The 25296-nt window shown below is 73.1% G+C and carries 26 protein-coding genes; 15 read left to right on the top strand and 11 right to left on the bottom strand.

What is annotated here, in order from left to right; genetic code table 11:
• Window positions 1–303: 303 nt before the first annotated feature.
• The 5 genes from SACE_RS05800 to SACE_RS05820 are packed head-to-tail and all read right to left on the bottom strand — an operon-like array spanning window position 304 to window position 5175.
• Window positions 304–924 (bottom strand): energy-coupling factor transporter transmembrane component T family protein, encoded by a 621-nt coding sequence (locus SACE_RS05800; protein WP_009945483.1) that lies wholly within the window; start codon window positions 922–924, stop codon window positions 304–306.
• Window positions 921–1595 carry an energy-coupling factor ABC transporter ATP-binding protein gene (locus SACE_RS05805; protein WP_009945482.1) on the bottom strand — a complete coding sequence of 225 codons (675 nt, stop codon included), beginning with the start codon at window positions 1593–1595 and terminating at the stop codon, window positions 921–923. The genes SACE_RS05800 and SACE_RS05805 overlap by 4 nt, the downstream gene beginning before the upstream one ends.
• Window positions 1592–3091, bottom strand: coding sequence for a thiolase family protein (locus SACE_RS05810; RefSeq protein WP_021341846.1), 1500 nt, complete (start codon window positions 3089–3091; stop codon window positions 1592–1594). The genes SACE_RS05805 and SACE_RS05810 overlap by 4 nt, the downstream gene beginning before the upstream one ends.
• Window positions 3092–3101: 10 nt before the next feature.
• Entirely contained in the window at window positions 3102–4589 is a 1488-nt protein-coding gene (locus SACE_RS05815) for a class I adenylate-forming enzyme family protein (RefSeq protein ID WP_009945480.1), read from the bottom strand.
• 1 nt (window position 4590) lies between these two features.
• A complete protein-coding gene (locus SACE_RS05820) occupies window positions 4591–5175 on the bottom strand; it encodes a biotin transporter BioY (protein ID WP_011873283.1) in 585 nt (194 codons plus the stop codon).
• A 368-nt stretch (window positions 5176–5543) separates the two neighbouring features.
• On the opposite strand from SACE_RS05820, the gene SACE_RS05825 reads away from it, so the two are divergent.
• Entirely contained in the window at window positions 5544–5963 is a 420-nt protein-coding gene (locus SACE_RS05825; protein ID WP_009945478.1) for a DUF3052 domain-containing protein, read from the top strand.
• 229 nt (window positions 5964–6192) lie between these two features.
• Here the strand turns inward: SACE_RS05825 and SACE_RS05830 are convergent, their stop codons facing one another.
• Window positions 6193–8184 carry an ATP-dependent DNA helicase gene (locus SACE_RS05830; protein ID WP_044547799.1) on the bottom strand — a complete coding sequence of 664 codons (1992 nt, stop codon included), beginning with the start codon at window positions 8182–8184 and terminating at the stop codon, window positions 6193–6195.
• A gap of 367 nt (window positions 8185–8551) precedes the next feature.
• Between SACE_RS05830 and SACE_RS05835 the strand changes: the two genes are divergently transcribed.
• Complete coding sequence (locus tag SACE_RS05835) at window positions 8552–8767, top strand: hypothetical protein (RefSeq protein WP_009945476.1); 216 nt, start codon at window positions 8552–8554, stop codon at window positions 8765–8767.
• Window positions 8768–8843: 76 nt separating this feature from the next.
• Here the strand turns inward: SACE_RS05835 and SACE_RS05840 are convergent, their stop codons facing one another.
• The 3 genes from SACE_RS05840 to SACE_RS05850 all read right to left on the bottom strand — a co-directional run bounded on the left by SACE_RS05840 (window position 8844) and on the right by SACE_RS05850 (window position 11634).
• On the bottom strand, window positions 8844–9638 hold the full coding sequence (locus SACE_RS05840) for a maleylpyruvate isomerase family mycothiol-dependent enzyme (protein WP_231849932.1): 795 nt from the start codon (window positions 9636–9638) through the stop codon (window positions 8844–8846).
• A gap of 109 nt (window positions 9639–9747) precedes the next feature.
• On the bottom strand, window positions 9748–10320 hold the full coding sequence (locus SACE_RS05845; RefSeq protein WP_009945474.1) for an isochorismatase family protein: 573 nt from the start codon (window positions 10318–10320) through the stop codon (window positions 9748–9750).
• Between the two features lie 9 nt (window positions 10321–10329).
• The gene (locus tag SACE_RS05850; RefSeq protein ID WP_009945473.1) at window positions 10330–11634 is read right to left on the bottom strand and encodes a nicotinate phosphoribosyltransferase; all 1305 of its coding nucleotides are present in this window, start codon (window positions 11632–11634) and stop codon (window positions 10330–10332) included.
• A gap of 456 nt (window positions 11635–12090) precedes the next feature.
• On the opposite strand from SACE_RS05850, the gene clpS reads away from it, so the two are divergent.
• The 6 genes from clpS to SACE_RS05880 all read left to right on the top strand — a co-directional run bounded on the left by clpS (window position 12091) and on the right by SACE_RS05880 (window position 15896).
• Window positions 12091–12384 carry an ATP-dependent Clp protease adapter ClpS gene (clpS, locus tag SACE_RS05855; RefSeq protein WP_009945472.1) on the top strand — a complete coding sequence of 98 codons (294 nt, stop codon included), beginning with the start codon at window positions 12091–12093 and terminating at the stop codon, window positions 12382–12384.
• A gap of 4 nt (window positions 12385–12388) precedes the next feature.
• A complete protein-coding gene (locus SACE_RS05860) occupies window positions 12389–12952 on the top strand; it encodes a DUF2017 domain-containing protein (protein ID WP_009945471.1) in 564 nt (187 codons plus the stop codon).
• Between the two features lie 50 nt (window positions 12953–13002).
• Entirely contained in the window at window positions 13003–14037 is a 1035-nt protein-coding gene (locus SACE_RS05865) for a P1 family peptidase (RefSeq protein ID WP_009945470.1), read from the top strand.
• 92 nt (window positions 14038–14129) lie between these two features.
• Window positions 14130–14573: a M67 family metallopeptidase gene (locus tag SACE_RS05870; RefSeq protein ID WP_009945469.1), complete on the top strand. Its 444-nt coding sequence runs from the start codon at window positions 14130–14132 to the stop codon at window positions 14571–14573.
• A 56-nt stretch (window positions 14574–14629) separates the two neighbouring features.
• Entirely contained in the window at window positions 14630–14908 is a 279-nt protein-coding gene (locus SACE_RS05875) for a MoaD/ThiS family protein (protein ID WP_009945467.1), read from the top strand.
• Window positions 14909–14945: 37 nt separating this feature from the next.
• Complete coding sequence (locus SACE_RS05880) at window positions 14946–15896, top strand: PLP-dependent cysteine synthase family protein (RefSeq protein ID WP_009945466.1); 951 nt, start codon at window positions 14946–14948, stop codon at window positions 15894–15896.
• 88 nt (window positions 15897–15984) lie between these two features.
• On the opposite strand, the gene SACE_RS05885 is transcribed toward SACE_RS05880, so the two are convergent.
• Window positions 15985–16833 carry an SMP-30/gluconolactonase/LRE family protein gene (locus SACE_RS05885; RefSeq protein ID WP_009945464.1) on the bottom strand — a complete coding sequence of 283 codons (849 nt, stop codon included), beginning with the start codon at window positions 16831–16833 and terminating at the stop codon, window positions 15985–15987.
• A 111-nt stretch (window positions 16834–16944) separates the two neighbouring features.
• On the opposite strand from SACE_RS05885, the gene SACE_RS05890 reads away from it, so the two are divergent.
• From SACE_RS05890 to rdgB, 6 genes are all read left to right on the top strand, one after another.
• Window positions 16945–17574, top strand: a complete 630-nt coding sequence (locus SACE_RS05890) for a rhomboid family intramembrane serine protease (RefSeq protein WP_029621518.1) — start codon at window positions 16945–16947, stop codon at window positions 17572–17574.
• On the top strand, window positions 17571–18386 hold the full coding sequence (murI, locus tag SACE_RS05895) for a glutamate racemase (protein ID WP_009945462.1): 816 nt from the start codon (window positions 17571–17573) through the stop codon (window positions 18384–18386). The genes SACE_RS05890 and murI overlap by 4 nt, the downstream gene beginning before the upstream one ends.
• Entirely contained in the window at window positions 18383–19153 is a 771-nt protein-coding gene (locus SACE_RS05900; RefSeq protein ID WP_009945461.1) for an MBL fold metallo-hydrolase, read from the top strand. The genes murI and SACE_RS05900 overlap by 4 nt, the downstream gene beginning before the upstream one ends.
• Window positions 19154–19204: 51 nt before the next feature.
• Window positions 19205–19624 carry an Imm1 family immunity protein gene (locus SACE_RS05905; RefSeq protein WP_009945459.1) on the top strand — a complete coding sequence of 140 codons (420 nt, stop codon included), beginning with the start codon at window positions 19205–19207 and terminating at the stop codon, window positions 19622–19624.
• 158 nt (window positions 19625–19782) lie between these two features.
• Window positions 19783–20538 (top strand): ribonuclease PH, encoded by a 756-nt coding sequence (gene rph / locus SACE_RS05910; RefSeq protein WP_011873289.1) that lies wholly within the window; start codon window positions 19783–19785, stop codon window positions 20536–20538.
• Entirely contained in the window at window positions 20535–21140 is a 606-nt protein-coding gene (gene rdgB / locus SACE_RS05915; RefSeq protein ID WP_009945456.1) for an RdgB/HAM1 family non-canonical purine NTP pyrophosphatase, read from the top strand. The genes rph and rdgB overlap by 4 nt, the downstream gene beginning before the upstream one ends.
• Here the strand turns inward: rdgB and SACE_RS05920 are convergent.
• On the bottom strand, window positions 21137–24250 hold the full coding sequence (locus SACE_RS05920) for an NACHT domain-containing protein (protein ID WP_009945454.1): 3114 nt from the start codon (window positions 24248–24250) through the stop codon (window positions 21137–21139). The two genes, rdgB and SACE_RS05920, sit on opposite strands and share 4 nt — an antisense overlap.
• Window positions 24251–24384: 134 nt before the next feature.
• On the opposite strand from SACE_RS05920, the gene SACE_RS05925 reads away from it, so the two are divergent.
• Complete coding sequence (locus SACE_RS05925; protein ID WP_009945453.1) at window positions 24385–25152, top strand: sulfite exporter TauE/SafE family protein; 768 nt, start codon at window positions 24385–24387, stop codon at window positions 25150–25152.
• Window positions 25153–25296: the final 144 nt, after the last annotated feature.

The following is a 25296-nucleotide window of genomic DNA, read 5'->3' on the forward strand; positions in this document are numbered from 1 at the left end:
CTGCGGCGACGCCCCCCGAACATGGCTTACCCGAGAACGTTCATCTGATCTTTACGATCAGTAGGTCTGGCGGCCCGAAAGTCGTCAAGGCCATTTCGCGTTCCCGGGCAAGTCACCGGTTTCCCGGTACCGATCAGCATGCGACTGCTCCATGGCCTGGGAACAGAGTCGAAAGTCCCGGTCTCCGCACCAAATCCCCCGCCGTAAGCCCCGGCCACCCCCCCGTAAGCCCCGACCACCGTCAGCACCCGCCGCGGTCGGCCACCGCCGTCATCCGCCACCAGCCCTCGGTCGAGGCCACCCTCAGTCCTCATCCCCCACGCCGCGGGCCGCCAGGGCTTCGCCGAGCTGGTCGGCGTGCCGCAGCGTGCGGACCAGGAACGGCACGGCGAACGCCGTGACGGAGCGCCCGGCGCCCCGCGCTCGCTGCGCTTCGCGCGTTTCGGCGGCGATCGTCGACAGGGCCGCGACGGCCTGCAACGTCAGCCCGACGAGCAGCCCGACCCGCTCGGGCCGCACGCCGATGCGACGCGCCGGGGCGAGCCCGCGTTCGATCGCCGTGACCAGGTCGTCGACCCGCGTCGTCAGGGTGAAGAGGTTCGCCGCACCGAGCGCGGCGAGCAGCCGCAGGCAGATGACGGCAGCGTTGTCCAGGCCGAGCAGCCACCACTGCAGCAGGAACACGAACACCAGCATCGGCACCGCCAGCCGCACCGCCTGCCAGCAGCGTCGGGGCGGGATGCGGGCGACCGCGTACCCGGCCACCGCCACCGCTGTCGCGATGCCCAACGACAGCGGCGAGCCGAGCACGAAGACCAGCACCGCGAAGCCGAGCAGAGCCAGGAACTTCCAGCCCGCGCCGAGCCGGTGCAGCGGGCTGCTACCCGGCTCGTACAAGCCGAGCGGACTGGCGGTCGCGCTCATCCGATCAGCGCCCGGTAGTGCGCGAGAGCGGCGTCCGGAAGGTCGTCGGCCACGATCTTCCCGTCGTCGAGCACCACGACCCGGTCGAAGCCGTCGAGCAGGTCCAGGTCGTGGGTGACCAGCACGACCTGCTGCGGCAGTCCGGCCAGCACCTCGGCGAAGTGCCGTTTGTTGCGCAGGTCCAGCAGCGTCGTCGGCTCGTCGCAGACCAGGACGTCCGGATCGAGCACCAGCATCGAGCACAGCGCGAGCAGCTGCTTCTGCCCGCCGGAGAGCTGGTGGGCGGGGTGGTCCTCGTAGCCGCCGAGGCCGTGGCGTGCGAGGACCTCGGCCGCGCGGCGGCTCCGCTCCGCCTTCGGCAGGCCCTGGCCGCGCAGGGAGAACGCGACGTCCTCGCCCGCGGTCGGCATCACGATCTGGCTGTCGGGGTGGGTGAACACGAAACCGACGCGCTTGCGCACCCGGCGCCCGTCCCGCACCGGGTCGAGGCCGTCGACCAGCACCCGGCCCCGTTCCGGGTGCACCAGCCCGTTGATCATGCGGGCCAGCGTGGACTTGCCGGAGCCGTTCGCGCCGACGAACGCCACGCGCTGCTCGGTCAGCTTCAGGTCGATGCCGCGCAGCACGGTCCGCTCGCCGTAGGCGTGCGCGACGTCCTCGAACTCGATCAATCCACTCTCTCCCACACCGTGGCCACGCCCAGCCCGCCGCCGGAGGACAGCGCGGCCAGGCCGGTGCGAGGCCCACCGGCCCGCACCATCCGGCTGAACAATCGCACCACCAGCACCGCGCCCGAGGCACCCCAGGGGTGGCCGAGGGCGATGGCACCGCCGTCCGGGCTCGCGATCCGGTCGTCGACGCCGGCCGCATCAAGGCAGGCGAGCGCCTGCCCGGCGAACGCTTCGTTGAACTCGACGACCTCCGGTGCGTGCCCGGCGAGCAGCGCCCGCATCGCGGGCACCGCGCCGAGGCCGAGCCGGTTCGGGTCGACCCCGGAGGTCTGCCACCCGGCCAGGCGCAGACCGGGCACGCCGAGACGGCGGCGGTTGGCCTCGGTGGTCATCAGCACCGCCGCCGCGCCGTCGCTGATACCGCAGGAGTTCGCGGCGGTGGCGGTGCCGTCGGCGGTGAAGGCGGGGCGGAAGCGGGCGAGCCGCTCGGGGGTGAAGTTGGGTCGCGGGCGCTGGTCGGTGGTGATGCCGTCGACGTCGACGACTTCAGCGTCGAACCGGCCCTCTGCCTGTGCGGCGACCGCGCGGGCGTGGCTGCGGGCGGCGAAGGCGTCCTGGCGCTGGCGGGAGATCCCGGCCTCCGCTGCCACCAGGTCGGCGGCCGGGCCCATCTCCGGATCGCCGATCTCGGGTGGGGCGAACGGGGCTCGGGCGTAGAAGCGCGGCGGTTCGGCCGCCGAGCGCGGACGCCACGCCCGCCACGGCGCCGTCGACGGGCTCTCGGCACCGCCCGCGAGGTACCAGTCGCCGGCGCCGGCCCGGATCAGCGCGGCGGCGGTGGTGATGGCGCTGAGGCCGCTCGCGCACTGGCGGTCCACCGTCATGCCGGGCACGTCGTGGCCCAACCCGGCCAGCAGCGACGCGACGCGGGCGGTGTTGCCGCCGGGCCCGAGGACGTTGCCCAGCACGACGTCGTCGAGTGGGATCGCGAAGCGACGGTCCACCGCGCCCGCACCGGACGCCTCGGCGGGGCCGTCCGCGGCGGCGCGGCGGTCCGCCCCGGGGCCGGATCGCCGCGCGTTCTCGGGAGTGGCCGCCTCCCCGCCTGCCGATACCCGTCCGACGTCCCCACCGGCGCTCGCGTCGCGAGCTTCGCCCGCCACCCGCTCGCTCATGCCGCCAGCACTCATCCCGCGAGCTTCGCCCGCCACCCACCCGAGCGAGGTGCCAGCCGCTTCGCACGCCGCCCGGCCGCCCTCACCACCACCGCTCACGCTGCGGACTTCGTCCACCGCTCCGCTACTCCCGCTCGCGGTGATCCGTTCGCCGTCGTCCAGCACGGCACGCAGCACGGCCGCGGCCAGCCGGTCGACCGCGACGTTGCGCAGCACGCCGCCGGCTTCGCCGATCGGGCTCCGCCGCGCCGCGATGACCACCGGCGTGCGGTCCTCCTCGTCGGCGTGGCCGCCGGGCCCGCCTAGCCGCACGCCCCTCATGCCGCCGCCCTCATGCCAGGGTCTCCGCCGCGAGGGTGCCGTCGCGGAGGCGCTCGGCGACCAGCGCCCTGGCGGGCTTGCCCGCCGCCGTGCGCGGCAGCTCCGCCGTGGCGAGCCACCGGCGCGGCCGCTTCGCCGGTTCGAGCGCCGTGCGGGCGCGCTCGCGCAGCGCGGCGAGCGGCGACGCCGCAGGGCCGACCTCGACGACCGCCGTGATCAGGTCGCCGAGCCGGGGATGTGGTGTGGCCGCCACCAGCACGTCGCGCACGCCTTCGGCGCCGCGCAGCACCTCCTCGACCTCCTCAGCCGAGACGATCCGGCCACCGCTGTTGAGCACCGCGCTCGAACGCCCGAGGATCTCCAGCGTCCCGTCGTCGTGCAGGACGGCCCGGTCCCCGACGCTCGACCAGCCGTCGTGCCAGTCCGCCGGCCAGGTGACCGCGCCGCGGTCGAGGTAGCCGTCGAAGACCAGCCCGGAACGCGTCCACAGCTCCCCGTCGCGGACCGCGTGTCCGTCGCGGATCTCGTTTCCGTCGCGGGCCGCGTTTCCGTCGCGGATCTCGTCTCCATCGCGGACCCCATCGCCGACCTCGTCGCCGCCGCCGACTTCGTGTCCGTCGCGGCCCACGTCTCCGCCGCGGATCTCGACCTCGACCACCGGGCGGAGCCCGTCGCCGCGGTCGACCGCGACAAACGAGTGCTCGGCTGAGCCGTAGTACGCCACCAGCTCGCAGTCCGGCAGCGTCGCTTCGAGCCGCCGCCTCAGCGCCGGGTCGGCCTTGGCGCCGCCACACACGACCAACCGCAGCGCGCAGTCGGCCGGATCCAGGTGCGGCAACAGCGACGCGATCATCGACGGGACCAGGTGGACCACCGTCGCGGTGCGGCAGGCTTCGGCGGCCTCCGTGACCGACCACCGCTCCAGCAGCCGCAGGCCGGCGCCGCCGTGCAGCGTGTGCACCGCGCCGAACAGGAACAGCGACGAGCTCAGCGGGCCGGGAATGAGCACGACGTCGTCGGCGCGGAGGCCGAGGTCCAGCGCGGCGAAGCTGTCCAGCCACGACCGCCGGGAGCGGACCAGGACCTTCGGGCGTCCGCTGCTTCCCGAGGTCGTCGGAAGGTAGAAGGGGGTGTCGGCGTCGCCGACCGCAGGCACGTCGGGAACCGGTCCGGTCGGCACAGCGCCGGTCACGACGGCAGCCGGACGCGCGTCGTCCAGCACCGCCTCGCGTTCGCGGGCGGTCCAGGTCGGCTCGACGATCAGCGCGGCGGCACCGGCCAGTTCCGCGCCGAGGAACCAGCAGAGGCCGCCGAGCGCGTCGTCGGCTTCGATCGCGATGCGCCGGCCATCGTGCGCGGCGAGTGCGTGCGCGGCGCGGCTGACCTGGGCGCGAAGCTCGGCACGGGTCAGGTCACCGCCGGGGTGCGACACCCCCGCAGGCCGCCCGCCAGGGAGTCGCTCGGGGTGCGGCTCCCCGCCGTAGCCGCCGAGCAGCACGTCAGCTCCCGGTGGTGGCGGTGCTGCGCGGGGCGCTGAGCGTCGGCACGGCGCGGTGCACGGCGACCGCGACCAGCGAGACCGCGACGAGCTTCACGGCGTCACCGGGCAGGAACACCAGCGACTGCACCGCGGCCGAACCGATGTCGCCGGTGAACGCGCCCCAGTAGGGGATGCCGACGAGGTAGTCGACCGCGACGCCCGCGACGTTGGCGACCAGCAGCGTCACCAGGCCGGGCCGGGGCATCGCGCGCTGCACGATCAGGCCGACGACCACCGCCGAGGCGATCCAGCCGAGCACGAACCCGCCGCTGGGGCCCGCGAACGGCGCGATCCCGCCCCGGCCACCGGAGAGCAGCGGCAGCCCGAGCGCGACCAGTGCCACGAACAGCAGGACGGCGGCGCCGCCCCGGCGGGCGCCGAGGATGCTTCCCGCCAGCAGCGGACCCATGTTCTGCAGGACGATCGGCACCGCCGCGCCACCGATGTAAAGTCCGGGGAAGATGCCGAGCACGGCGATGAACGCGGCGAACACCACGGTCCTGGCCAGATTGGCGGCAGGCGCCGGGTTCCGGGTTCCGGGCACGTTTGCTCCCTCGGGGTCTTCGGGCGCCGAACGCCACGACTCGTGATTCACTTGCGCGGCCCGTTGCAGGGGGTTCCGGCTCGCGCGAAGCGAGGACAACCTACCCGGCATTCCACGCCGAACGCCAAAGCCCGCAGCGAGGTTTGTCGGAGATCTACAAAGGCCCTCCGCGCCTTTTGGGCCGATCACACCCACGCCGTGTCCTGGATCACCCAGCGTCCAGCCTGTGGGCGCGAGCCGACGGGACCCGACCGTGGGACGGCGGCAGGACACGGGCGGGTGAAACGAGATCCGTCCACCGCGATTTCCCGCCTCCGGTAAGGCAATGTCGCCGCAGCACACCGTGTGCGAGATGGAGGGAGACTGCGGTGACGGCGAAGCAGGACCAGCAGATCGAACCGGCGGTCCGGTTGGGCTTCGAGCCCGGGCAGGTGGTGCTCGAGATCGGGTTCGACGACGACGCGGACCCGGCGCTGCGCGCGGCGATCGAGGAGGTCACCGGTCAGGACGTGGTGCTGGACGAGACCGAGGACACCGCCGACGCCGCCGTGCTGTGGTTCCGGGAGGACGACGGCGACCTCGTCGAGGCGCTGGTCGACGCCCGGTCCCAGCTCGGCGAAGCCGCGTTCGTCTGGGTGCTGACGCCCGCCGACGGTCGCGCCGGGTACGTCGAACCGGCCGACATCGGGGAGAGCGCCGTGGTCGCCGGCCTGGTCCACGACCAGACCACCAGCCCTGTCGACGGCTGGACCGGCTCCCGCCTGGTCGCGCCACCTTCCCGCTGGTAGCCGCGGTCCGCGGCCAGCCGGGGTGGTCCTCCGGGCATCGGCGTGAAGGTGTCCAGGTCTGGAGGCGCCGACCAGGCCGCGGAGAAGCGGCGTCCCGGCACGAGGCGATCAGGGACGCCTCGGCAGGACCACCGGCCTCACCAGGCCCACCGGACCACCGGTCTCAGCCGGACCGCCGACCTCGCCAGGCCCACACCGCCCCCGCTGCCACGGACGCCGGCCGCGCGGGTCACGACGCGGCGGCGTCCAGGCGGCGCAGCGCGCCCCGGACCACCTCCGGGTCGTGCGTGGTCCAGAACGGCGGGAGGGACGCGCGCAGGAAGCCGCCGTAGCGGGCGGTCGCCAGCCGCGGGTCGAGCACCGCGATCACGCCGCGGTCGTCGATCGACCGCAGCAGCCGTCCCGCGCCCTGGGCGAGCAGCAGCGCGGCGTGCGTGCCCGCGATCGTGAGGAACCCGTTACCGCCGTGCTCGGACACCGCCTTCTGACGCGCCGACGCCAGCGGGTCGTCCGGGCGAGGGAACGGGATCCGGTCCATCACGACCAGTTGCAGCGACTGCCCGGGCACGTCCACGCCCTGCCACAGCGAGAGCGTGCCGAACAGCGAGGTCCGCGGGTCGTCGGCGAACTTGGTGACCAGCAGCGCCGTGGAGTCCTCGCCCTGGCACAGCACCGGGGTGTCCAGCCGCTGGCGCAGCTCCTCCGACGCCTGCCGCGCGGCACGCATCGACGAGAACAGCCCGAGCGTCCGGCCGCCCGCGGCCCGCACCAGCTCGGTCAGCTCGTCCAGGTACTGCGGCGGCAGTCCGTCGCGTCCGGGCTGCGGCAGGTGGCGCGCGATGTAGAGGATCCCGCTGCGCTGGTGCTCGAAGGGCGACCCGACGTCGAGCCCGGTCCACTTCGGTCCGCCGTCGTCCGAGGGCACCTCCTTGTCGGTGGCCGCCCCCTCGGCCTTGCGGGCCCGCTGCTCCGGCGGCAGCCCCCACTGCCTGGCCAGCGTGTCGAAGGAACCGCCGAGCGCGAGCGTCGCCGAGGTCAGCACCGTCGTGCGCTGGCCGAACAGCCGCTCCCGAAGCAGTCCGCCGACGCCCAGGGGCGCGACCCGGACGGTCGGGGGTCGGTTGGGGTCGGCGGCGACCCACACCACGTCGCGCCGCCGGTCGTCCTCCTCGTCGAAGGCTTCGAGCACCCGGACCGCCGTGTCGTGCACGTCCTCGGTGAGCGCGAGGGCCAGCTTGCGGGCCGTGCTGCCCTCGACGTCCTCCTTGCGCTCGGGCCCGAGCGCGGTCACGCACGCCGCCGCCGCGTCCCGGGTCGCCGCCAGGGCGCCGCCGAGGTCGCGGGGCAGCTCTTCCAGCCTGCGCGGTTGGGCGTCCTGCAACACCGCGTCGAGCCCTTCGCCAGCCTCGTCGAGCCGGTCGGCGATCTCCTGGTCGATGGCGCGCCCGCAGCGCCGCGCGGCCAGCTTCACCGAGCCCGCGGTCAGCTCGCCGGTCGCAGCCGAGGTCACCCGGTCGACCAGGTCGTGCGCCTCGTCGACCATCACCACGTCGTGCTCCGGCAGGATCGGGCGGTCGTCGAGGGCGTCGATGGCCAGCAGCGCGTGGTTGGTGACCACGACGTCGGCCCGGCCCGCCTCGGCGCGGGCGCGCTCGGCGAAGCAGTCGGTGCCGACCGGGCAGCGGTGCGCGCCGAGGCATTCCTTCGCCGTCACCGAGACCTGCCGCCACGCCTGGTCGGTGACGCCCGGCACGAGTTCGTCGCGGTCGCCGGTCTCGGTCTCCGACGACCACTCGCGCAGCCGCTTGACCTGGCGTTCCAGCGCCGAGGCCGCGAACGGGTCGAACAGCGCGCCCTCGTCGGGCTCCTCGGGGGCGCCGCCGTCGACGCGGTTGAGGCACAGGTAGTTGCGGCGGCCCTTGAGGATCGCGAACTTCGGCGCGCGGCCCAGCGCGTCGGTCAGCGCGGTGGCCAGCCGGGGCAGGTCGCGGTCGACGAGTTGGCGTTGCAGCGCGATCGTCGCGGTCGAGACGATGACGGTGGTCTCCTCCGCGACGGCGTGGCGGATCGCGGGGACCAGGTAGGCCAGCGACTTGCCGGTGCCGGTGCCGGCCTGCACGGCCAGGTGCTCACCGGAGCGGATCGAGTGCTCGACCGCCTCGGCCATCTGCGACTGACCCGTCCGCTCGGTTCCGCCGACGGCCGCGACGGCGATCTCCATCAAGGCGCGCAAGCTCGGGACGCCTCCGCCGCGGCGCCCGGACGACCTCCTGACCTCGTTCGACGGCTCCGCGACGTCGGCGGCGATCTCGGGCGGGAGCTCGTCGTGCTCGTCGGGATCGAAGGCGTTCGGGTCGGACCAGCGCGGGACGGATCCGCGCTGCGGGACGGAGGCTGGCACGCCTTCAGACGGTACCGCTCGCCCCTGACCGGCCAGTCCGCGCCACGACGGGGTCCTCGGCGCGGTACGTCGGGCGCGGTCAACCCGGGGCGTGCCGGAATCCGGCGGCCGGTGCCGTCAACGGCGGCCGGTGATCCGTTCGGCAGGACCGAAGCCCCCGACTCAGAGGTGCCGTGGGGGAGCGCGGATGTTGGTGGTGACCGGTCCGTCCGGGAACGTGGGCTCCGAACTGGTCGAGGAGCTGCGCGCGATGCCCGCGACGCGGCGGCCGTCGCCGCAGACGCCCCGGTTGGGCCGCACCGTGCGCTACACCTGTCCCGGTCTGCTCCGCTTCGCGCTGCGGCTGCGCCGTCGCGGCGTGGGCTTCGGAGTTCCTCGACGACACGGCGTGGCGCTGCGATGAGCGGGCCTGGACGTGAACGGCACGGGGTCGAGTCGGGCGTCGCCCCGGATGTGCCGAGACCGGCGGATCTCCGGTGTCAGGGGTTCAGGAACCGGCGGTTGAACGCCGTCGCGAGCCAGGGTTTGCGGCCCCACGCCACGATCCGCCAGGACAAGCTCTCCCGTACCGGGCTGCGCCGGCCGTAGTTGACGAGCAGGAAGCTTTCCGGATCCGCGCTGATCCGCAGGTCCACCCGATCCGGTGGAGTGGTGGTGACGGTGAGCGCGCCGGAGCGGAACTCGAAGTAGTAGCGCCGCTGCCCGCGCAGCCGCAGCTCGTAGTTCGCCGTGTGGGTGTCGTCCGGATCGACCCAGCCGGGCGCGATGTGGACCAGCGCCTCCATCACGCGCGACACGTCGGCGGCGTCGATCGGCCAGCGGCGTCCCATGGCGGTGGCGATGTCCCAGCCGTGCACCAGGTACTCGGCGATGAGCGTGCCGAGCGCGCGGTCGGCGGGCAGCTTGGTGCCGCCGTCGAACCGCATGTCCGGCTGGTCGGCGCCGAACTCCAGCACGGTGGCCAGCAGCGAGTCGACACCCCGGCGCAGCAGCGCGGTCAGCTCGTGCAGGTCGCGGGTCGGCAGCTCGCGGAGCTGCCGCGCGTTGTAGGCGGGCAGCTCGGCCGCGGTGCGGAGCCAGTCGTCGCCACCGCGGGCCAGGTCCTCGTAGCGCGGCGGCTCCATCGCGAGGTGGCCGACGACGTCGGTCAGCGACCAGCCGGGAGTCGCCGGGATCGGCAGGTCCGGATCGGGGGCCGAGCGCACGAGGCGCACGAACCGCTCCGCCGACCGGGACACGGCGTCGGCCATATCGGCCGTGGTGGGGCTCGACATCTTTCCCAGCATGCCGAGCGGCCACGCGCCCGGAATAACGGAACGATCACGATCGCCAGGTGGTCGTCCCTCGTCCTCGGCACGGTGCCCGTGCGTGATGACGCGCCGCTCAGGCGGCCACGACGGGCTCGCCCACCAGCCGCACACCCGCCGCGCGCAAGTCCTCCATCGCGGCGTCCACGGTCGGCCGCGAGACGCCGGCGGTCAGGTCGAGCAGGACCGTCGTGGCGATGCCCGCCTCGACGGCGTCCAGCGCGGTCGCCCGCACGCAGTGGTCGGTGGCGATGCCGACGACGTCGACCTGGTCGACGCCGCGCTCGCGCAGCCACTCCACCAGCGCGCGGTCCTGGTGGTCGGTGCCTTCGAAACCGGAGTAGCCGTCGCTGTACTGGCCCTTGGAGAACACCGCCTCGACCGGGCCGACCTCCAGGTCCGGGTGGAAGGCCGCGCCCGGCGTCCCGGCGACGCAGTGCACCGGCCACGAGCGGACGAAGTCCGGCTCTTCGCTGAAGTGCGCGCCCGGGTCGATGTGGTAGTCGCGGGTGGCCACGATGTGGTCGTGGCCGGACTGGACGGCGTACCTCGAGATGGCCGCGGCCACCGCGGCGCCGCCCGCTACCGCCAGCGCGCCGCCCTCGCAGAAGTCGTTCTGCACGTCGACGACGATCAGTGCCTTGGCCATGACCGGCTCCTACTGCTCCGGGAACACCGTCGGGATCGCGGGTTCGCCGTGGGACAGCTTCAGCCCCTCCCACGGCAGGCTGACCAACGCGTCCTTCAGCCGTTGCCGATTGTCCTCCAGCGAGGGGAGATCATCTACCCGCTTGCCGCTCCTGAGCAAGGGGATCTGCAGGAACCTGTCGTGCGCTCCCAGCTCCGGTCCGGCGGCGGCCGGGTAGACGGCCTCCTCCACGGCGGTGCCGGTCGGCTTGTGCCTGCGCACGGCGATCTTGCGGCCGCCGCGCGAGGTCTTGTGCGTGCTGCGCTTGGCCACCGGCCTGCCGTCGACCTCGACCAGCTTGTAGACCATCTCCGACGTGGGCGCCCCGGAGCCGGTGACCAGCGCGGTGCCGACGCCGTAGCCGTCGACCGGCTCGGCGCGCAGCGCGGCGATGGCGTGCTCGTCGAGGTCGCCGGATACCACGATCTTGGTCTCGAACGCGCCCAGCGAGTCGAGCTGCTCGCGCGCCTGCCTGGCCAGCACGCCGACGTCACCGGAGTCGATCCGGATCGCCCCGAGGCCGATGCCCGCCACGTCGATGGCCAGCGCGATGCCGTTGGTGATGTCGTAGGTGTCGACCAGCAGCGTCGTGCCGGCGCCCAGCATCGCGACCTGCGACTCGAAGGCGGCGCGCTCGGTGTCGTGCAGCAGGGTGAAGGCGTGCGCGGCGGTTCCGGCCGTCGGGATGCCGTAGCGGCGGCCGGCCTCCAGGTTCGACGTCGCGGTGAATCCCGCCAGGTAGGCGACCCGTGCGGAAGCCACCGCCGACTCCTCGTGCGTGCGGCGCGAACCCATCTCGATCAGGCGGCGCCCGTTGGCCGCCGACGCCATGCGGGCCGCGGCGGCGGCGATCGCGCTGTCGTGGTTGAGGATCGACAGGACCACCGTCTCCAGGACCACGGCCTCGGCGAAGGTGCCGCGCACGCTCAGCAGCGGGGAGCCGGGGAAGTACACCTCGCCCTCGGGGTAGCCGTCGACGTCTCCCCGGAACCGGTAGTCGGCCAGCCACTCCAGCGTGCTGTCGCCGACCACCCCGGCACTGGCGAGCTGTTCGAGCTCGGCTTCGCCGAACCGGAAGTTCTCGATCGCCTCCAGCACCCGGTCCAAGCCGCCCACGACCCCGTAGCGCCTGCCGTCGGGCAGCCGCCGGGTGAACACCTCGAAGGCGCACTGGCGGTCCGCGCTGCCGTCGCGCAGGGCGCTGGCGAGCATGGTCAGCTCGTACTGGTCGGTGAGCAGCGCGGTGCTTGCTGCGAGTGTGCTTGCCGCCGTCATGGGCCCGAGATTACGTGGTGCGAGATCGGCCGCCCTCCGGCGTTCACCGGGCCGGGCAGCCCCCTCCACCGGCGGCCGCGGGCCTGGCGTGATCAGCGCCTGGTCGCCCGCGCGTTCACCCCCGCCGCACGTCGAGCGCTCGCGGCCCCGGGTCGACGAGCTGGCGTCGCGGCTGGTGGGAGGTGGCCGCTGCCGGCCGCCACCGACCTCGTGGCCGGCCCGGCCCCCGCTGCCGCGGAGTGGTCCGAGGTCGCGATCGGCCTCGGCGCCGCCCCCGTCGCCGAACGGCTGCCGAGCCTGCGCATGGCCGGTACGGCGTGGCCGGGCATCCCGTCAACGACGGTTCCAGCCGCCTCGACGTGGCGTGGTGGCCGTGACGCGGCGGAGGCGTCCGGTCGCTGTTCGTGTTGCCCGTGCCCGGCCGACGCGCGCACACACGCGTGCGAACATGGGGGTATGACCTCGCCCACCGAACTGGAGCGTGCGCAACTCGATCCGGGGGAACTCGGAACCGAGGACAAGCCGTGGGTGACCGTGGTCTGGAACGACCCGGTCAACCTGATGTCCTACGTGACCTACGTCCTGCAGAAGATCTTCGGCTACAGCAAGGACCACGCCACGAAGCTGATGCTGGACGTGCACCACAAGGGACGTGCCGCGGTGTCGTCCGGGTCGAAGGAGAAGGTCGAGGGCGACGTGGCCAAGCTGCACGCCGCCGGCCTCTGGGCGACGATGCAGAAGGACTCCTGATCACGTGAACGGCTGGACGCGCAAGAACGGCCACGTGGTGGCCGAGTTCTCCCAGCAGGAGGCCGCCGTCGTCCGCGGCCTGGTGGGCCAGATCAAGGACATGCTCACCGCCCGCGCCGACGAGGCGCCGCAGGACGAGCTCTCCGAGCTGACCGGCATCCGGACCGGCCCCACCACCCCGCCGCAGGACCGGGTGCTCGGACGGCTGCTCCCCGACTTCTACCGGCACGACCCCGAGACGGGTGAGAGCGACGCCGAGGACGCCGACGCCGCCGGCGCGATGCGCTCGCTGCACGAGCCGGAGCTGCTGGACCGCAAGACCGGCGTGGCGGAGCTGGTGCTGGAGACCTGCCCCCGCGATGGCGGGCGCGTCGAGCTGACCGGCGAGCAGGCCGACGGCTGGCTTGCGGCGCTCAACGACGTCCGGCTCGCGCTGGGCACCGCGCTCGACGTCGACGACGACATGCCCGACGAGCTGCCCGAGGACGACCTGCGGCGCGAGCACCTCGGCGTCTACCAGTGGCTGACCTGGGTGCAGGACAGCCTCGTCGACGCCGTGATGTCCTGACGGGTGCGCCGGACGACACGCATGTGACCACGACGAACGGGCGGGGTGGGATGGCCGAGCTGCGACCGGGGGAGCGCGGCGGGATCGTCGACGTCGAGGGCGTGCTGGTCGGCCACGACCAGCGGTTCGACGAGCACTGGGCGACCGGCGCCAGCGTCGTCGCCGTCCCGGAGGGCGCGACCGCCGCGGTCGACGTGCGCGGCGGCGGGCCGGGCACGCGCGAGACCGACGCCCTGCACCCGACCCACCTGGTCCAGCAGGCGCACGCGGTCGTGCTGGCCGGCGGCAGCGCCTACGGCCTGGCCGCCGCCGACGGCGTCATGCGCAGGCTCGCCGAGTGCGGCCACGGCCTCCAGGTCGGGCAGCGGCCGGAGGAAGTGGTGCCGATCGTGCCCTCCGCGGTGCTGTTCGACCTCCCGATGGGTGACTGGGGCAACCGGCCGGACGCCGAGTTCGGCTACCGGGCCGCGGTCTCGGCCGACCGCACCGACACCCGAGAGGGAAACGTCGGGGCGGGCACGGGCGCCGTCGCGGGCAGCCTCAAGGGCGGCATCGGCACCGCGAGCGCGGTCCTCGACGACGGCACGACGGTCGGGGCGCTGATGGCGGTCAACTCCGCGGGCGAGGTCGTCGACCCCTCGACCGGGCTGCCCTGGTACCCGGTGCCCGGCCTGCGCGCTCCCGACCCCACCGAGGTCGCGGCCGGCCGCCCGGCGGGCGGCAGGCGCGGGCGCCACGGGCCCACCGGCCGCCCGCTCAACACCACGATCGGCGTGGTCGCGACCGACCGGCGGCTGACCAAGGCCGAGTGCCACCGGGTGGCGGTGGCCGCCCACGACGGCATCGCCCGCGCCGTGCGGCCCGCGCACGGGATGTTCGACGGCGACACCGTGTTCGCCCTGGCCACGGGCGCGCGCGACGGGCTGCCCGAGGCGGGCGAGCCGAGCTGGGCGACCGCCCTCGACGCGGTCTGCTCCGCCGCGGCGCACGTCGTCGCGGTCGCGATCGGGCGCGCGGTGCTGGCCGCCGAGCCGGTCGGCGAGGTGACCTCTTACACGATCCGCTATCCCTCCGCACGGGAATGAACCATGGTCTGAGCACGTTGCGCCGGTTGAGCAGGCGTAACCGGGATTTCACATCGTGGGACCCCGGTGTCACGGCCATTAGGATGGTGTTTGTGCTGGTGATCCGACGCGACCTCGTCGACGCGATGGTCGCGCATGCCCGACGGGACCACCCCGACGAAGCGTGCGGTGTCATTGCCGGCCCGGAAGGGTCGGACCGACCGCTGCGGCTGGTCGAAATGGTCAACGCCGAGCGTTCCCCGACCTTCTACCGCTTCGACTCGGCCGAGCAGCTGAAGGTGTGGCGGGAGATGGACGCCGCGGACGAGGAGCCCGTGGTCATCTACCACTCCCACACCGCGACCGAGGCGTACCCGTCGCGGACCGACATCTCCTACGCGTCGGAGCCCAACGCCCACTACGTTCTCGTGTCCACCCGGGACCCGGAGGTCCACGAGCTGCGTTCCTACCGGATCCTCGACGGTGTGGTGACCGAGGAGCCGGTCGAGGTCGTCGAGGCCTACGAGCCGACCGGAGCCGGCGCGGCGGCAGAGTGACCGCGCCGGTCGTGACCCGTCAAGTTCAAGAAGTCCTGAGCGGACAGGAGGCCCCCATGGCAGTCAACGTTTCCATCCCGACCATCCTGCGCACCCACACCGGTGGGCAGAAGGCCGTCGAGGCCAGCGGCAGCACCATCGCCGAGGTCATCAGCGACCTGGACAGCAGGCACGACGGCCTCAAGGAGCGGCTGGTCAAGGAAGGCAAGCTGCACCGGTTCGTCAACGTCTACGTCAACGACGAGGACGTGCGCTTCGCGGGTGGCCTGGAGGCCAAGGTCGCCGATGGGGACAACGTGACGATCCTGCCCGCGGTCGCCGGCGGGATGCGCTGACGACCACGCCGCAAGTGGCCCGAGTGAGGAGCTGATCGTGGCCCGCTACGACTCGTTGCTGGATGCGCTCGGCGACACGCCGCTGGTGGGGCTGCCCCACCTGTCGCCGGCGGCCGACGTCCGGCTCTGGGCGAAGCTGGAGGATCGCAACCCGACCGGTTCGATCAAGGACCGGCCGGCGCTGGCGATGATCGAGGCCGCCGAGAAGGAGGGCAGGCTCACCCACGGGTGCACGATCCTGGAGCCGACCTCGGGCAACACCGGCATCTCGCTGGCCATGGCCGCCAAGCTAAAGGGCTACGGCCTGGTCTGCGTGATGCCGGAGAACACCTCCGAGGAACGCAGGCAGCTACTGCAGGCGTTCGGTGCGCGGATCGTCTCGTCCCCCGCGGCGGGCGGTTCGAACCAGGCGGTGGCGGTGGCCAAGGAACTGGCGGAGCAGAACCCGGACTGGGTGATGCTCTACCAGTACGGCAACCCCGCCAACGCCGACGCGCACTACCGGACGACCGGGCCGGAGATCCTGCGCGACCTGCCCAGCGTCACGCACTTCGTCGCCGGGCTCGGCACCACCGGAACCCTGGTCGGCGTCGGCCGCTACCTGCGGGAGCAGAAGCCCGGCGTGCAGGTGGTGGCCGCCGAGCCCCGCTACGGCGAGCTGGTCTACGGGCTGCGCAACCTCGACGAGGGCTTCGTGCCCGAGCTCTACGACCCGGACGTGCTGACCCGCCGGTTCTCCGTCGGTTCCTACGACGCGTTGCGCCGCACCCGCCAGTTGCTGGAGAGCGAGGGCATCTTCGCCGGCATCTCCACCGGCGGGGTGCTGCACGCGGCGCTGACGATCGCCGAGAAGGCCGCGACGGCGGGGGATTCCGCCGACATCGTGTTCGTGGTGGCCGACGCGGGGTGGAAGTACCTGTCCACCGGGGCCTACGGCGGCACGCTGGACGAGGCCGCCGCGCGCCTCGACGGTCAGCTCTGGGCCTGAGGCCCCGCGACCGCAGTCATCGAACCGCCCGGGACGCCCAACACGGGGTCCCGGGCGGTTTCGCCTTTCCGGCGGGCTTTTCCGGGTGTCAGCCGGTGAAGGCGGGAGTGCGGAGTCCGGTGCCGATGCCGGGAACCACCAGCACCGCACCGTCGGTGTCGCCCGGATCGGAGACGCCGTCGCGCGCCGAGGTCACGTACAGGTCGGTGAGGTCCGGTCCCCCGAAGCAGCAGTCCGTCGGACGCCGCACAGGCAGCTCGACGCAGCGGTCCAGCTCGCCTTCGGGCGTGTAGCGGCGGATCTGCGCCGCGTCGCGCACCGCGACCCACACGCACCCGTCGGCGTCGACGCACAGCCCGGCCGGTTCGCCGCCGACCTCGCACAGCGGCCTGCGGCCCGTCGCGGTGCCCGCCGCCACGTCGAAGTCGAGCACGTCGACGCGTCCAGTCGCGCTGTCGGCGAAGTACATCCGCGCGTCGTCCGGGCTCCAGCCGACGCCGCAGGCCGCCGCGAGCCCGTCGAGCGCGATCTTCGCGGCGCCGTCGTCGGTCACCCGCGCGAGCCAGCCGTCGCCGCTCTCGTCCTCCCGGACGGTGCTCGCCCACAGCCGGCCCTTGCGGTCGATCGCGGTCGCGCCGCCGCGAACCCCGTCGCGCGCCCAGTAGACGAGCCAGACGCGGTGCTCGCCGTCGGCGTCGAACAGCGCGACGCCCTCGGCCAGGTGCAGCACGAGACCGCCGCGGCTGCGCGGACGCGCCGAGCTGACCGCCTGCGGGACCTCCATGCTGTGGTCCACGCGGTCCACGGTCATGCGGTGCACGGTGCGGGCAGGCACGTCGACCCACAGCAGGCTGTCGGTACCGGTGTCCCACACGGGCGCGTATCCGTGGCGGGCCGCCGCCGGCACGGCGACCTCCGGTTGTGCTTGCGCGGACACTGCCACCTTCCGACTGATCCCCCGGACGACGGCCGAACCCTATCGCGGTGCCCAGGGACGTCAGGGTCATCCCCGACCCCGGTGACCCGCTCTTCCCGTAGCCTCGATGGTGTGAACACTGCGCCCGATCGCCGCCGAGTGCGGGTGATCCCGCCGAATCCCGCCCGCGCGGCGGTTCTGATGTGCGTGATGGTGGCCGCGCTCTGGGCGGTCGAGCTGGTCGACCGGGCGCTGCCCGCAGACCTGGAGTCCAACGGAATCCTGCCGCGCAGCGTCGACGGCCTCGACGGGATCCTGTGGGCTCCGCTGCTGCACGGCGAGTGGGACCACCTGGTCGCCAACTCGCTGCCGCTGCTCGTGCTGGGCTGGCTGGCGATGTCGGGCGGACCGCGGCTTTTCGTCGCCGTCACCGCGACGGTGTGGATCGTCGGCGGGTTCGGGACGTGGCTGGTCGGGGCGGGTGGCGTTCACATCGGCGCCTCGGGCGTCGCGTTCGGCTGGCTGGTCTTCCTGCTGGTGCGCGGTTTCTTCCTGCGCAGCTACGGCCAGATGTTCGTGGCGCTGCTGCTGTTCTTCTACTGGGGCGGCATGCTGTGGGGCGTGCTGCCGGGCCAGGCCGGGATCTCCTGGGAGGGCCACCTGTTCGGCGCGCTCGGCGGTCTGCTGGCGGCGTGGCTGGTGTCCCGCCGCGGACGGCGCGAGCCGGGGGCCGCGAACTCGCCTGGCACACTGGCCGGGTGACTCACGCGCCGATCGGGATCTTCGACTCCGGGGTCGGCGGGCTGACCGTGGCCCGCGCGATCATGGACCAGCTCCCCGGCGAAGCGCTGCGCTACGTCGGGGACACCGCCAACGCGCCGTACGGCCCGCGGCCGCTGGCCGACATCCGCGCCCGCACCCTTGCGATCACCGACTCGCTGGTCGCCGAGGGCGTGAAGATGCTGGTGATCGCCTGCAACTCGGCCTCGGCCGCCTGCCTGCGCGACGCCCGCGAGCGCTACGACGTCCCGGTGGTGGAGGTCGTGCTGCCGGCCGTGCGCCGCGCGGTGGCCACCACCCGCAACGGCCGGGTAGGGGTGATCGGCACCCAGGCCACCATCACCTCCCGCGCCTACGACGACGCGTTCACCGCCGCGCCGGGGGTGACCCTGAGCACCGCGGCGTGCCCGCGCTTCGCCGACTTCGTCGAGCGCGGCATCACCAGCGGCAGGCAGGTCCTCGGCCTGGCCCAGGCCTACCTGGACCCGTTGCAGCAGGCCGACGTCGACACCCTGGTGCTGGGCTGCACGCACTACCCGCTGCTGACCGGGGTGCTGCAACTGGCGATGGGCGACCACGTGACGCTGGTCTCCAGCGCAGAGGAGACCGCCAAGGACGTCCTGCGGGTGCTCACCGAGCACGACCTGCTCGCCGAAGCCGACGGCGAACCCGCCCACGAGTTCCGCGCGACCGGCTCGGGTGAGAGCTTCGCCAAGCTCGCGCGGCGGTTCCTCGGCCCGAGCCTCGCGGCCGATGCGATCGACCCCCTGGCCGTGTCAAGCTCGTCGGCGTGAAGCTGACGATCCTCGGTTGTTCCGGAAGCGTTCCGGGGCCCGGCAACCCCGCCTCCGGCTACCTGGTCGAGTCCGGTGACACCCGGATCGCGCTCGACCTCGGCAACGGCACGTTCGGCGCGTTGCAGCGCCACCTCGACCCGTTCGACCTCGACGCCGTGCTGCTGAGCCACCTGCACCCCGACCACTGCGCGGACTTCGCGGCGCTGACCGTCTTCCGCCGCTACCACCCGGCGAAGCCCCACGACACCGCCGAACGCAGGCTGCCGGTGTTCGCCCCGGCCGAGGCACCGAGCAGGCTGGCCGCCCTGTACGCGCCGAGCGCGCGCGAGCTGGCCGAGACCGACCTCACCGACGTCTACGACTTCTCGGCCCACTCCGGCGAACCGGCCCGCATCGGGCCGTTCGAGATCCACGCCGTGCCGCTCGACCACGTCTGCGAGGGCTGGGGCCTGCGGATCGCCGCCGACGACAGGGTCCTCGCCTACACCGGCGACACCGGGCCGTGCGACGGGCTGGGCGAGCTGGCGCAGGGCGCCGACGTGCTGCTGTCGGAGGCGTCCTGGCCGGACTCGCCGGACGCGCCGCCCGGCATCCACCTGTCCGGCAGGCAGGCCGCCGAGGCGGCCAAGGGCGGCGGGGTCGGCAGGCTGCTGCTCACCCACCTGCAGCCGTGGACGGATCCGGAGGTGATCCTGGCGGAGGCCCGGGACGGGTTCGACGGCCCGGTCGAGCTCGTCGAGGCGGGACGCGAATACACCGTCTGAGCGCGCTCAGCCCGCCGCGTAGCCTCCAATCGCGAGACAGGGAGGACCGCGATGACGATCACTGCGGTGTGGACGATCGACTCGGCCGAGGACGCCAACGCCGGGGACGGGCTCACCATCGACGAACCCGACCAGGTCGACGAGCTCATCCGGCGGCTGGCCGAACCGGCGGCCGGGCCCGCCACCATCTGGCACGAGGGGCGCAAGCTCGCCGACACCGGCAGCGGCATGCTAGACCACGACGTGGTCGCCGCGGTCCGGGGCGGCTACGGCTACCTCGGCTACATCGACGCCGACCACGACTACGCCGTGCTGGCCGGCGACCCCGCGTCGCCGGAGGTGCACGCCGAGGACGCCGACTTCCCGGCGGGCAGCGGCGTCGCGCCGGAGCAGCTCGCCGCGGCGCTGCGCGAGTTCCTGGCGACCGGCCTGCGACCGGAGAACGTGACCTGGCGGGAGGTCGAGCTCTAGCGGACTGCGCAAGTCGCAGATCCTGGAGCGAGAAGGCGGCTGAGGTTCCGCCGGGCGACCCACTGCGCAGGCCACATCCGAAACACGACCCAGGTCCCGGGGCCGCCGCCGAGGGGGCTGCGCACGGCGTCGCGTCCGGTGCTCTTAGGGTGGGTGTCGTGGCACGAGCTGACGGGCGGAGCGACGACGCGCTCCGGGAAGTGCGGATCACCCGCGGATACCAGGACTGGCCTGCAGGGTCGGTGCTGGTCGAGTTCGGCCGGACGCGCGTGCTGTGCGCGGCCAGCGTCCAGGAGGGCGTCCCGCGCTGGCGGGCCGGCTCCGGCCTGGGCTGGGTGACGGCGGAGTACGCGATGCTGCCGTCGTCGACCAACACCCGCAGCGCCCGCGAGTCGGTCAAGGGCCGCATCGGCGGCCGCACCCACGAGATCAGCCGCCTGGTCGGGCGGTCGCTGCGCGCGTGCATCGACCTGGCCGCGCTCGGCGAGAACACCATCGCCCTGGACTGCGACGTGATCCAGGCCGACGGAGGCACCCGCACGGCGGCCATCACCGGCGCCTACGTGGCGCTGGCCGACGCGATCACCTGGCTCAGCGCCGCGGGCAGGCTCACCGACCCGAAGCCGCTGTCGTGCTCGATCGCGGCCGTCAGCGTCGGCGTGGTCGACGGCCGGGTGCGGCTGGACCTGCCCTACGAGGAGGACTCGCGGGCGGAGGTCGACATGAACGTGGTCGCCACCGACCACGGCACCCTGGTCGAGGTGCAGGGCACCGGCGAGGGCGCCACCTTCACCCGGTCCACCATGGACAAGATGATCGACTTCGCGCTGGCGGGCTGCTCGGAGCTGTCCCGCATCCAGTCGGAGGCGCTCGCTGCTCCCTACCCCGGCGAGCTGCCCGGGGGTGCGGCATGAGCCGCGTCCTGCTGGCCACCCGCAACGCCAAGAAGCTCTTGGAGCTGCGGCGGATCCTGGAAGCCGAGGGCGTGACCGGCGTCGAGGTCGTCGGCCTCGACGAGGTCCCGGAGTTCCCCGAGGCACCCGAGACGGGCGCGACCTTCGAGGACAACGCGCTTGCCAAGGCCGTCGACGCGGCCGAGGCCACCGGGCTGCCTTCGGTGGCCGACGACTCCGGTCTCGCCGTCGACGCGCTCAACGGCATGCCCGGCGTGCTGTCGGCCCGCTGGTCCGGCAGGCACGGCGACGACCAGGCCAACCTGGACCTGGTGCTCGGCCAGCTCCAGGACGTGCCCGACGAGCGGCGCGGCGCCGCGTTCGTCTCCGCCGCCGCCCTGGTCCTCCCAGGTGGCGAGGAGGTCGTGGTGCGCGGCGAATGGCGCGGCACCATCATCCGCGAGGAGCGCGGCACCAACGGCTTCGGCTACGACCCGATCTTCGTGCCGGAGGGCGAGACCCGGACTTCGGCGGAGCTGTCCCCGGAGGAGAAGGACGCCGACTCCCACCGGGGCCGGGCCCTGCGCCTGCTGCTCCCGCACCTGCAGGGGCTGGCGGACTAGTCCCTTCCCGGGGATTCCCAGCGCACTTCGTCCAGGGTGACCTGGATATCCGTGCCGGCCAGTGGTGACAGGTCGGTACCGGCAGGAAGTCCGGCGAGTTCCAGCTCGCGCAGCCTGCGCATCCGCGCCAGCGGTGCGAAGTCGGACAGCTGCCGGCAGTCCCGCAAGGACAGCCTCACGAGCGCGGGCATGCGGGTAACCGGTTCGAGGTCGTCGATCCCGCACGACGACAGGGTCAGAGTGGTGATTCCGCTCATCGCCGACAGCTCGTCGCCCAAGTCGTGGTACCAGTGGAGATCGAGCACGGTCAGCGCACCGGTCCGGCTCAGTTCCCCGACCCCGCTCAGGTCCCGAGCCTCGCTGATGAGCAGCCTGCGCAGCCCGGTGAGACCGACGAGGAAGTCGGTGTCGTCCATGGTTTCCATCTGGATCATGAGCAGCTCCTCCAGATTCACCAGGCCGCTGAGAGAGTCCGGGTCCGCCCACTCCTGGGCGCTTCCCAGGCCCACCACTTCCAAGCCGGTGTGCTTGCTCAGCGGCCGTAGGGACACCACACCGTTTCCGTTCATGACGAGCGACTTCAGCGTGGCCGCCTCGCTGAGGAACTCCAGGCTGGACACCGTCTCGAATATCCGGACCGACAACGTCTCCAGCGCCGTCATGTGACCGACGTGCGGGACCTGCTCGAGCCTGTCCACCAGCAGGTGCCCGGAGTGCAGCGGTGCGTGTGCGAGAACCTTCCGCGCATACGTCTCAGGGTCGAACAGGTCCCAGCCGAACCGGATTTCCGCCTGGACGTCCCGGCGCGGGTCCGCGGCGTAGGCGGTCAGCAGCTCCAGCGCGCCCGGCCCGTTCACCAGCGCAGCCGTGCGAACGCAGGCCGCCGCCTGCGCGGTCGTGAGGTTCGTGATGTCGGTGGGCAGGTGGTCGAGCAGGGATTCCCCGACCGTCGCAAGCGACTGGCTCTCCCGCTTGTTGCGGGGCGGCACCAGCGCGTGGATCGCGGCGTCGAGCCGGTCGCCGAGGGCCGGTGGCAGCTCGTGCAACGACTCCCGGCAGCTCGCCGCGAGCAGGCGCAGCCGGCGCGGGTTGCGGCCCCTGCCGCCGTCCGCCCGGTCGAGGATGCCGGTGAGCAGCTCCGTCCTGCCCGGACGGTTCAGCAGCGCCGAGGCCATGATGACCGTTTCCCGCCACAGGTCCGACGTCGCCTTGTCCACCAGCAGGTCTACGTGGCCTTCGTCGGCCGCCTCCCGCGCCGCGAGGAACTCCTGGAAGGTCCGGTGCACGAAGTCGATCCGGCCCGCCACCGGTTCCCGCACGACACCGCTCCGCTGCACGAGGTGTTCGAGGCAGTCCTCGGCGGTGACGTCGAGCGACATCGCCCGCAGCTTGCGCCCGACCCGGCTCACGGCGACCTCGCGGGACAGCTCCGACCGGCTGTTCAGGTTCAGCCAGAAGGCGAGGTCCTGGAGCAGGAGGAGTTTCTGCCGGTAGGGCAACGAGATCTCGTTGTGCACGGGTATCCGGCGGACGTCCTCGCGCTGGTGCAGCAGCATCTCCAGCGCCGCCTCGTACAGGCTCTTGCGGTCGCGGGGCAGGTCCCCGCCCCGGTCCAGGTGCAGCGCGCACAGCATCGCGCACATCAGCGGACTGCGCGCCAGCCCCCTCAGGTGCGACCGGGCGTCGAGCTTGGACAGGAGTCCGCGCCGGTGCTCCTCGACCTGGTCGCGGCTGAAGGGCAGCGCGTTCTCCCCGGCGAGCAGGGCGGCGTGCCACAGGTCGATGAACTCGCGCACGTCCCCGGGGTTGAGCGGCTCGAGGTCGACGGCGGCGAAGCCCTCGCTCTGCAGCCACTTCGTTCCCGCCGCCGCGGGCCGCGAGGTCACCACTATGCGCGTGCGCGGGTAGCTCCTGAGCAGCCGGCCGAGCCACCGCCGCACCTTCGGTCGTTCGCCGTCGGTCAGCTCGTCCACGCCGTCGACCAGTAGCAACGCCCGCCCCGCGAGCAACTGCCGGTGCGTCCAGCCCTCCGTTATCGGGCCGAGCATCGGGCCGCCGGGCCCGGGGAGGAACTGCTCCGGCTGGGGAAGCGCCTGCCCGGCGTAGCTGCGCAGCTTGACCAGGATCGGCACGCAGCCGTTCCACTCCTCCAGGTCGTGACCGAAGTTCGCGCGCGACGCCGACACGGCCAGCCAGCGCAGGAGCGTCGACTTGCCAGACCCGGCCTCGCCGCGCACCAGCGTCAGGTTCGAAGTGCTGAGCGCGCTCTCCACGCGAAGCGCGTTGGAGCCGCGCTCGCGGCGGTCGCTTTCGAACCAGTGCCGGGTGAGCGGGTTGCGGCGTTCGGCCCGCGCCGGCCCCTCCTGGTTCACGCTGAGGCTGAGGTAGGCGACCGAAAGCCTCGTGCGCGGGCGGAAGTTGTGCACGCGGACGCCGATCAGCTCCAGGTCGTCGAGGTCGTCGGCGACGGCCTGCAGGTAGCGGCGGCGGAACTCCTCGTCGTGGTCGGCGCCCGCAGGGGCGTCCAGACTGGTGACGGGCAGCCGCGCCAGCAGCCGTTCGACTCCGGAAAGCACCTCCGTCGCACGGCGAAGCGCCTCCTCGGCGACGCGCGGCCCGTACTCGGGCAGCTCGCGGACCAGGTGCACCACCTGCACGCAGCACAGGTCGAGCGCGCGGTCGAAGAGCGCGCGGCCGGTCTCGCCCAGTCCCGCCCGGCGGGTCGCCGACGGCACCCGCCGCCGGACCTCCTTGGCCAGCTCGACGGGGACGAGCCCGGCACCGAACAGGGTCGTGTCGGACAGCTCGGCCTCGTCCAGCGCGACGGCCACGGCCTCCAGCGCGGCAACCCGCTCGGCGTCGTCGAGACCGGCGAACTCCCGCTCGCACAGCTCCTCCAGACGCTCCCCGGCCAGCTCGCCGAGCTCGTCGAACCTGCGGCGCAGGTCGTTGCGACCGCGCTGGCGAACACCGCCGAAACGCAGCGCGATCAGCTCGGTCAGCTCCGCGCCCCTGCGGACCTGCGCCTTCCGGCCGGCCAGCCACGTCAGGGCGACCTGGCGCACCACGGACCTGCCCACGCCCAGCGCGGCACTCTCCAGCCCCGTCACGTGAAACCCCCTCGCCAACCACCACCGATCATTCCGGGACCCGCGGTGTCCGGACAAGCACGCTCCGCGACGGGATGTGACGGTGCTCGCCCCGGACTGAAGCCGACTCGTTCGAGAAGCTAGCTTTTCGAGTCGTGTTCACCGAATGGTTCGAGCCCGCCGTGCTGGTGGTCGTCGGCTTCCTGTCGGGGGCGATCAACGCGGTCGCCGGCGGCGGGTCCCTGCTGGTCTTCCCGGCGCTGCTGGCGACCGGGATGACGCCCCTGGTCGCGAACGTGACCAACTCAGTGGCGCAGGGACCCGGGTTCGTGGGGGCGGCGCTGAGCCAGCGGGAGGACCTGGGCGGCAACCGGCTGCGGGTGGTCACCACCTCGATCGCCGCCGCTGTCGGGTCGGTGCTCGGATGCGTGCTGCTGATGGTGCTGCCGGGGTCGGTGTTCGACGCCGTGGTGCCCGTGCTCGTGGGGCTCTCGGCGCTGCTGATGGCGTTCCAGAACACGATCCGCAAGTGGCTCGGCAACCCCGACCCCACGGCGCCGGACCGCACGACGATGCTGACCGTCGGGATCTTCTTCGCCTCGATCTACGGCGGGTACTTCGGCGGCGCGCGCAGCGTGATCTTCATCGCGATCCTGGTGCTCGCGGCCAACGACACGATGCGCAGGCTCAACGCCCTCAAGAGCTGGCTCGGGCTGATCGGCAGCGCCGTCACCTTCGTGGTGTACGCGCTGATCGCACCGGTGGACTGGGTGGCGGTGCTGATGCTGGCGCCGACCACGGTGCTCGGCGGCTGGGTCGGCGGCAAGCTCGCGCAGCGGATCCCGGCGACCCTCCTGCGCTACGTGGTGGTCGTCATCGCCGCAGGCGTCGCGGTGTACATGGCGATGGACTGGCTGGACTGATCGCCGGGGCCCAGGCTGCGTCGCCGGGCCTGGGCTGTGCGAGGGTGTCTCGCTCGCTCGCTCGCGCGGTGCTGTGCGGCCGGGCGGCGGTGGAGCGGTGCGGCCGGGCGTGGGGCCGGGTCGGGGGGGCACCTGCCGGGTAGG

This window comes from Saccharopolyspora erythraea NRRL 2338 (assembly GCF_000062885.1).
In the GTDB taxonomy this organism is placed as follows: Bacteria; Actinomycetota; Actinomycetes; order Mycobacteriales; family Pseudonocardiaceae; genus Saccharopolyspora_D; species Saccharopolyspora_D erythraea.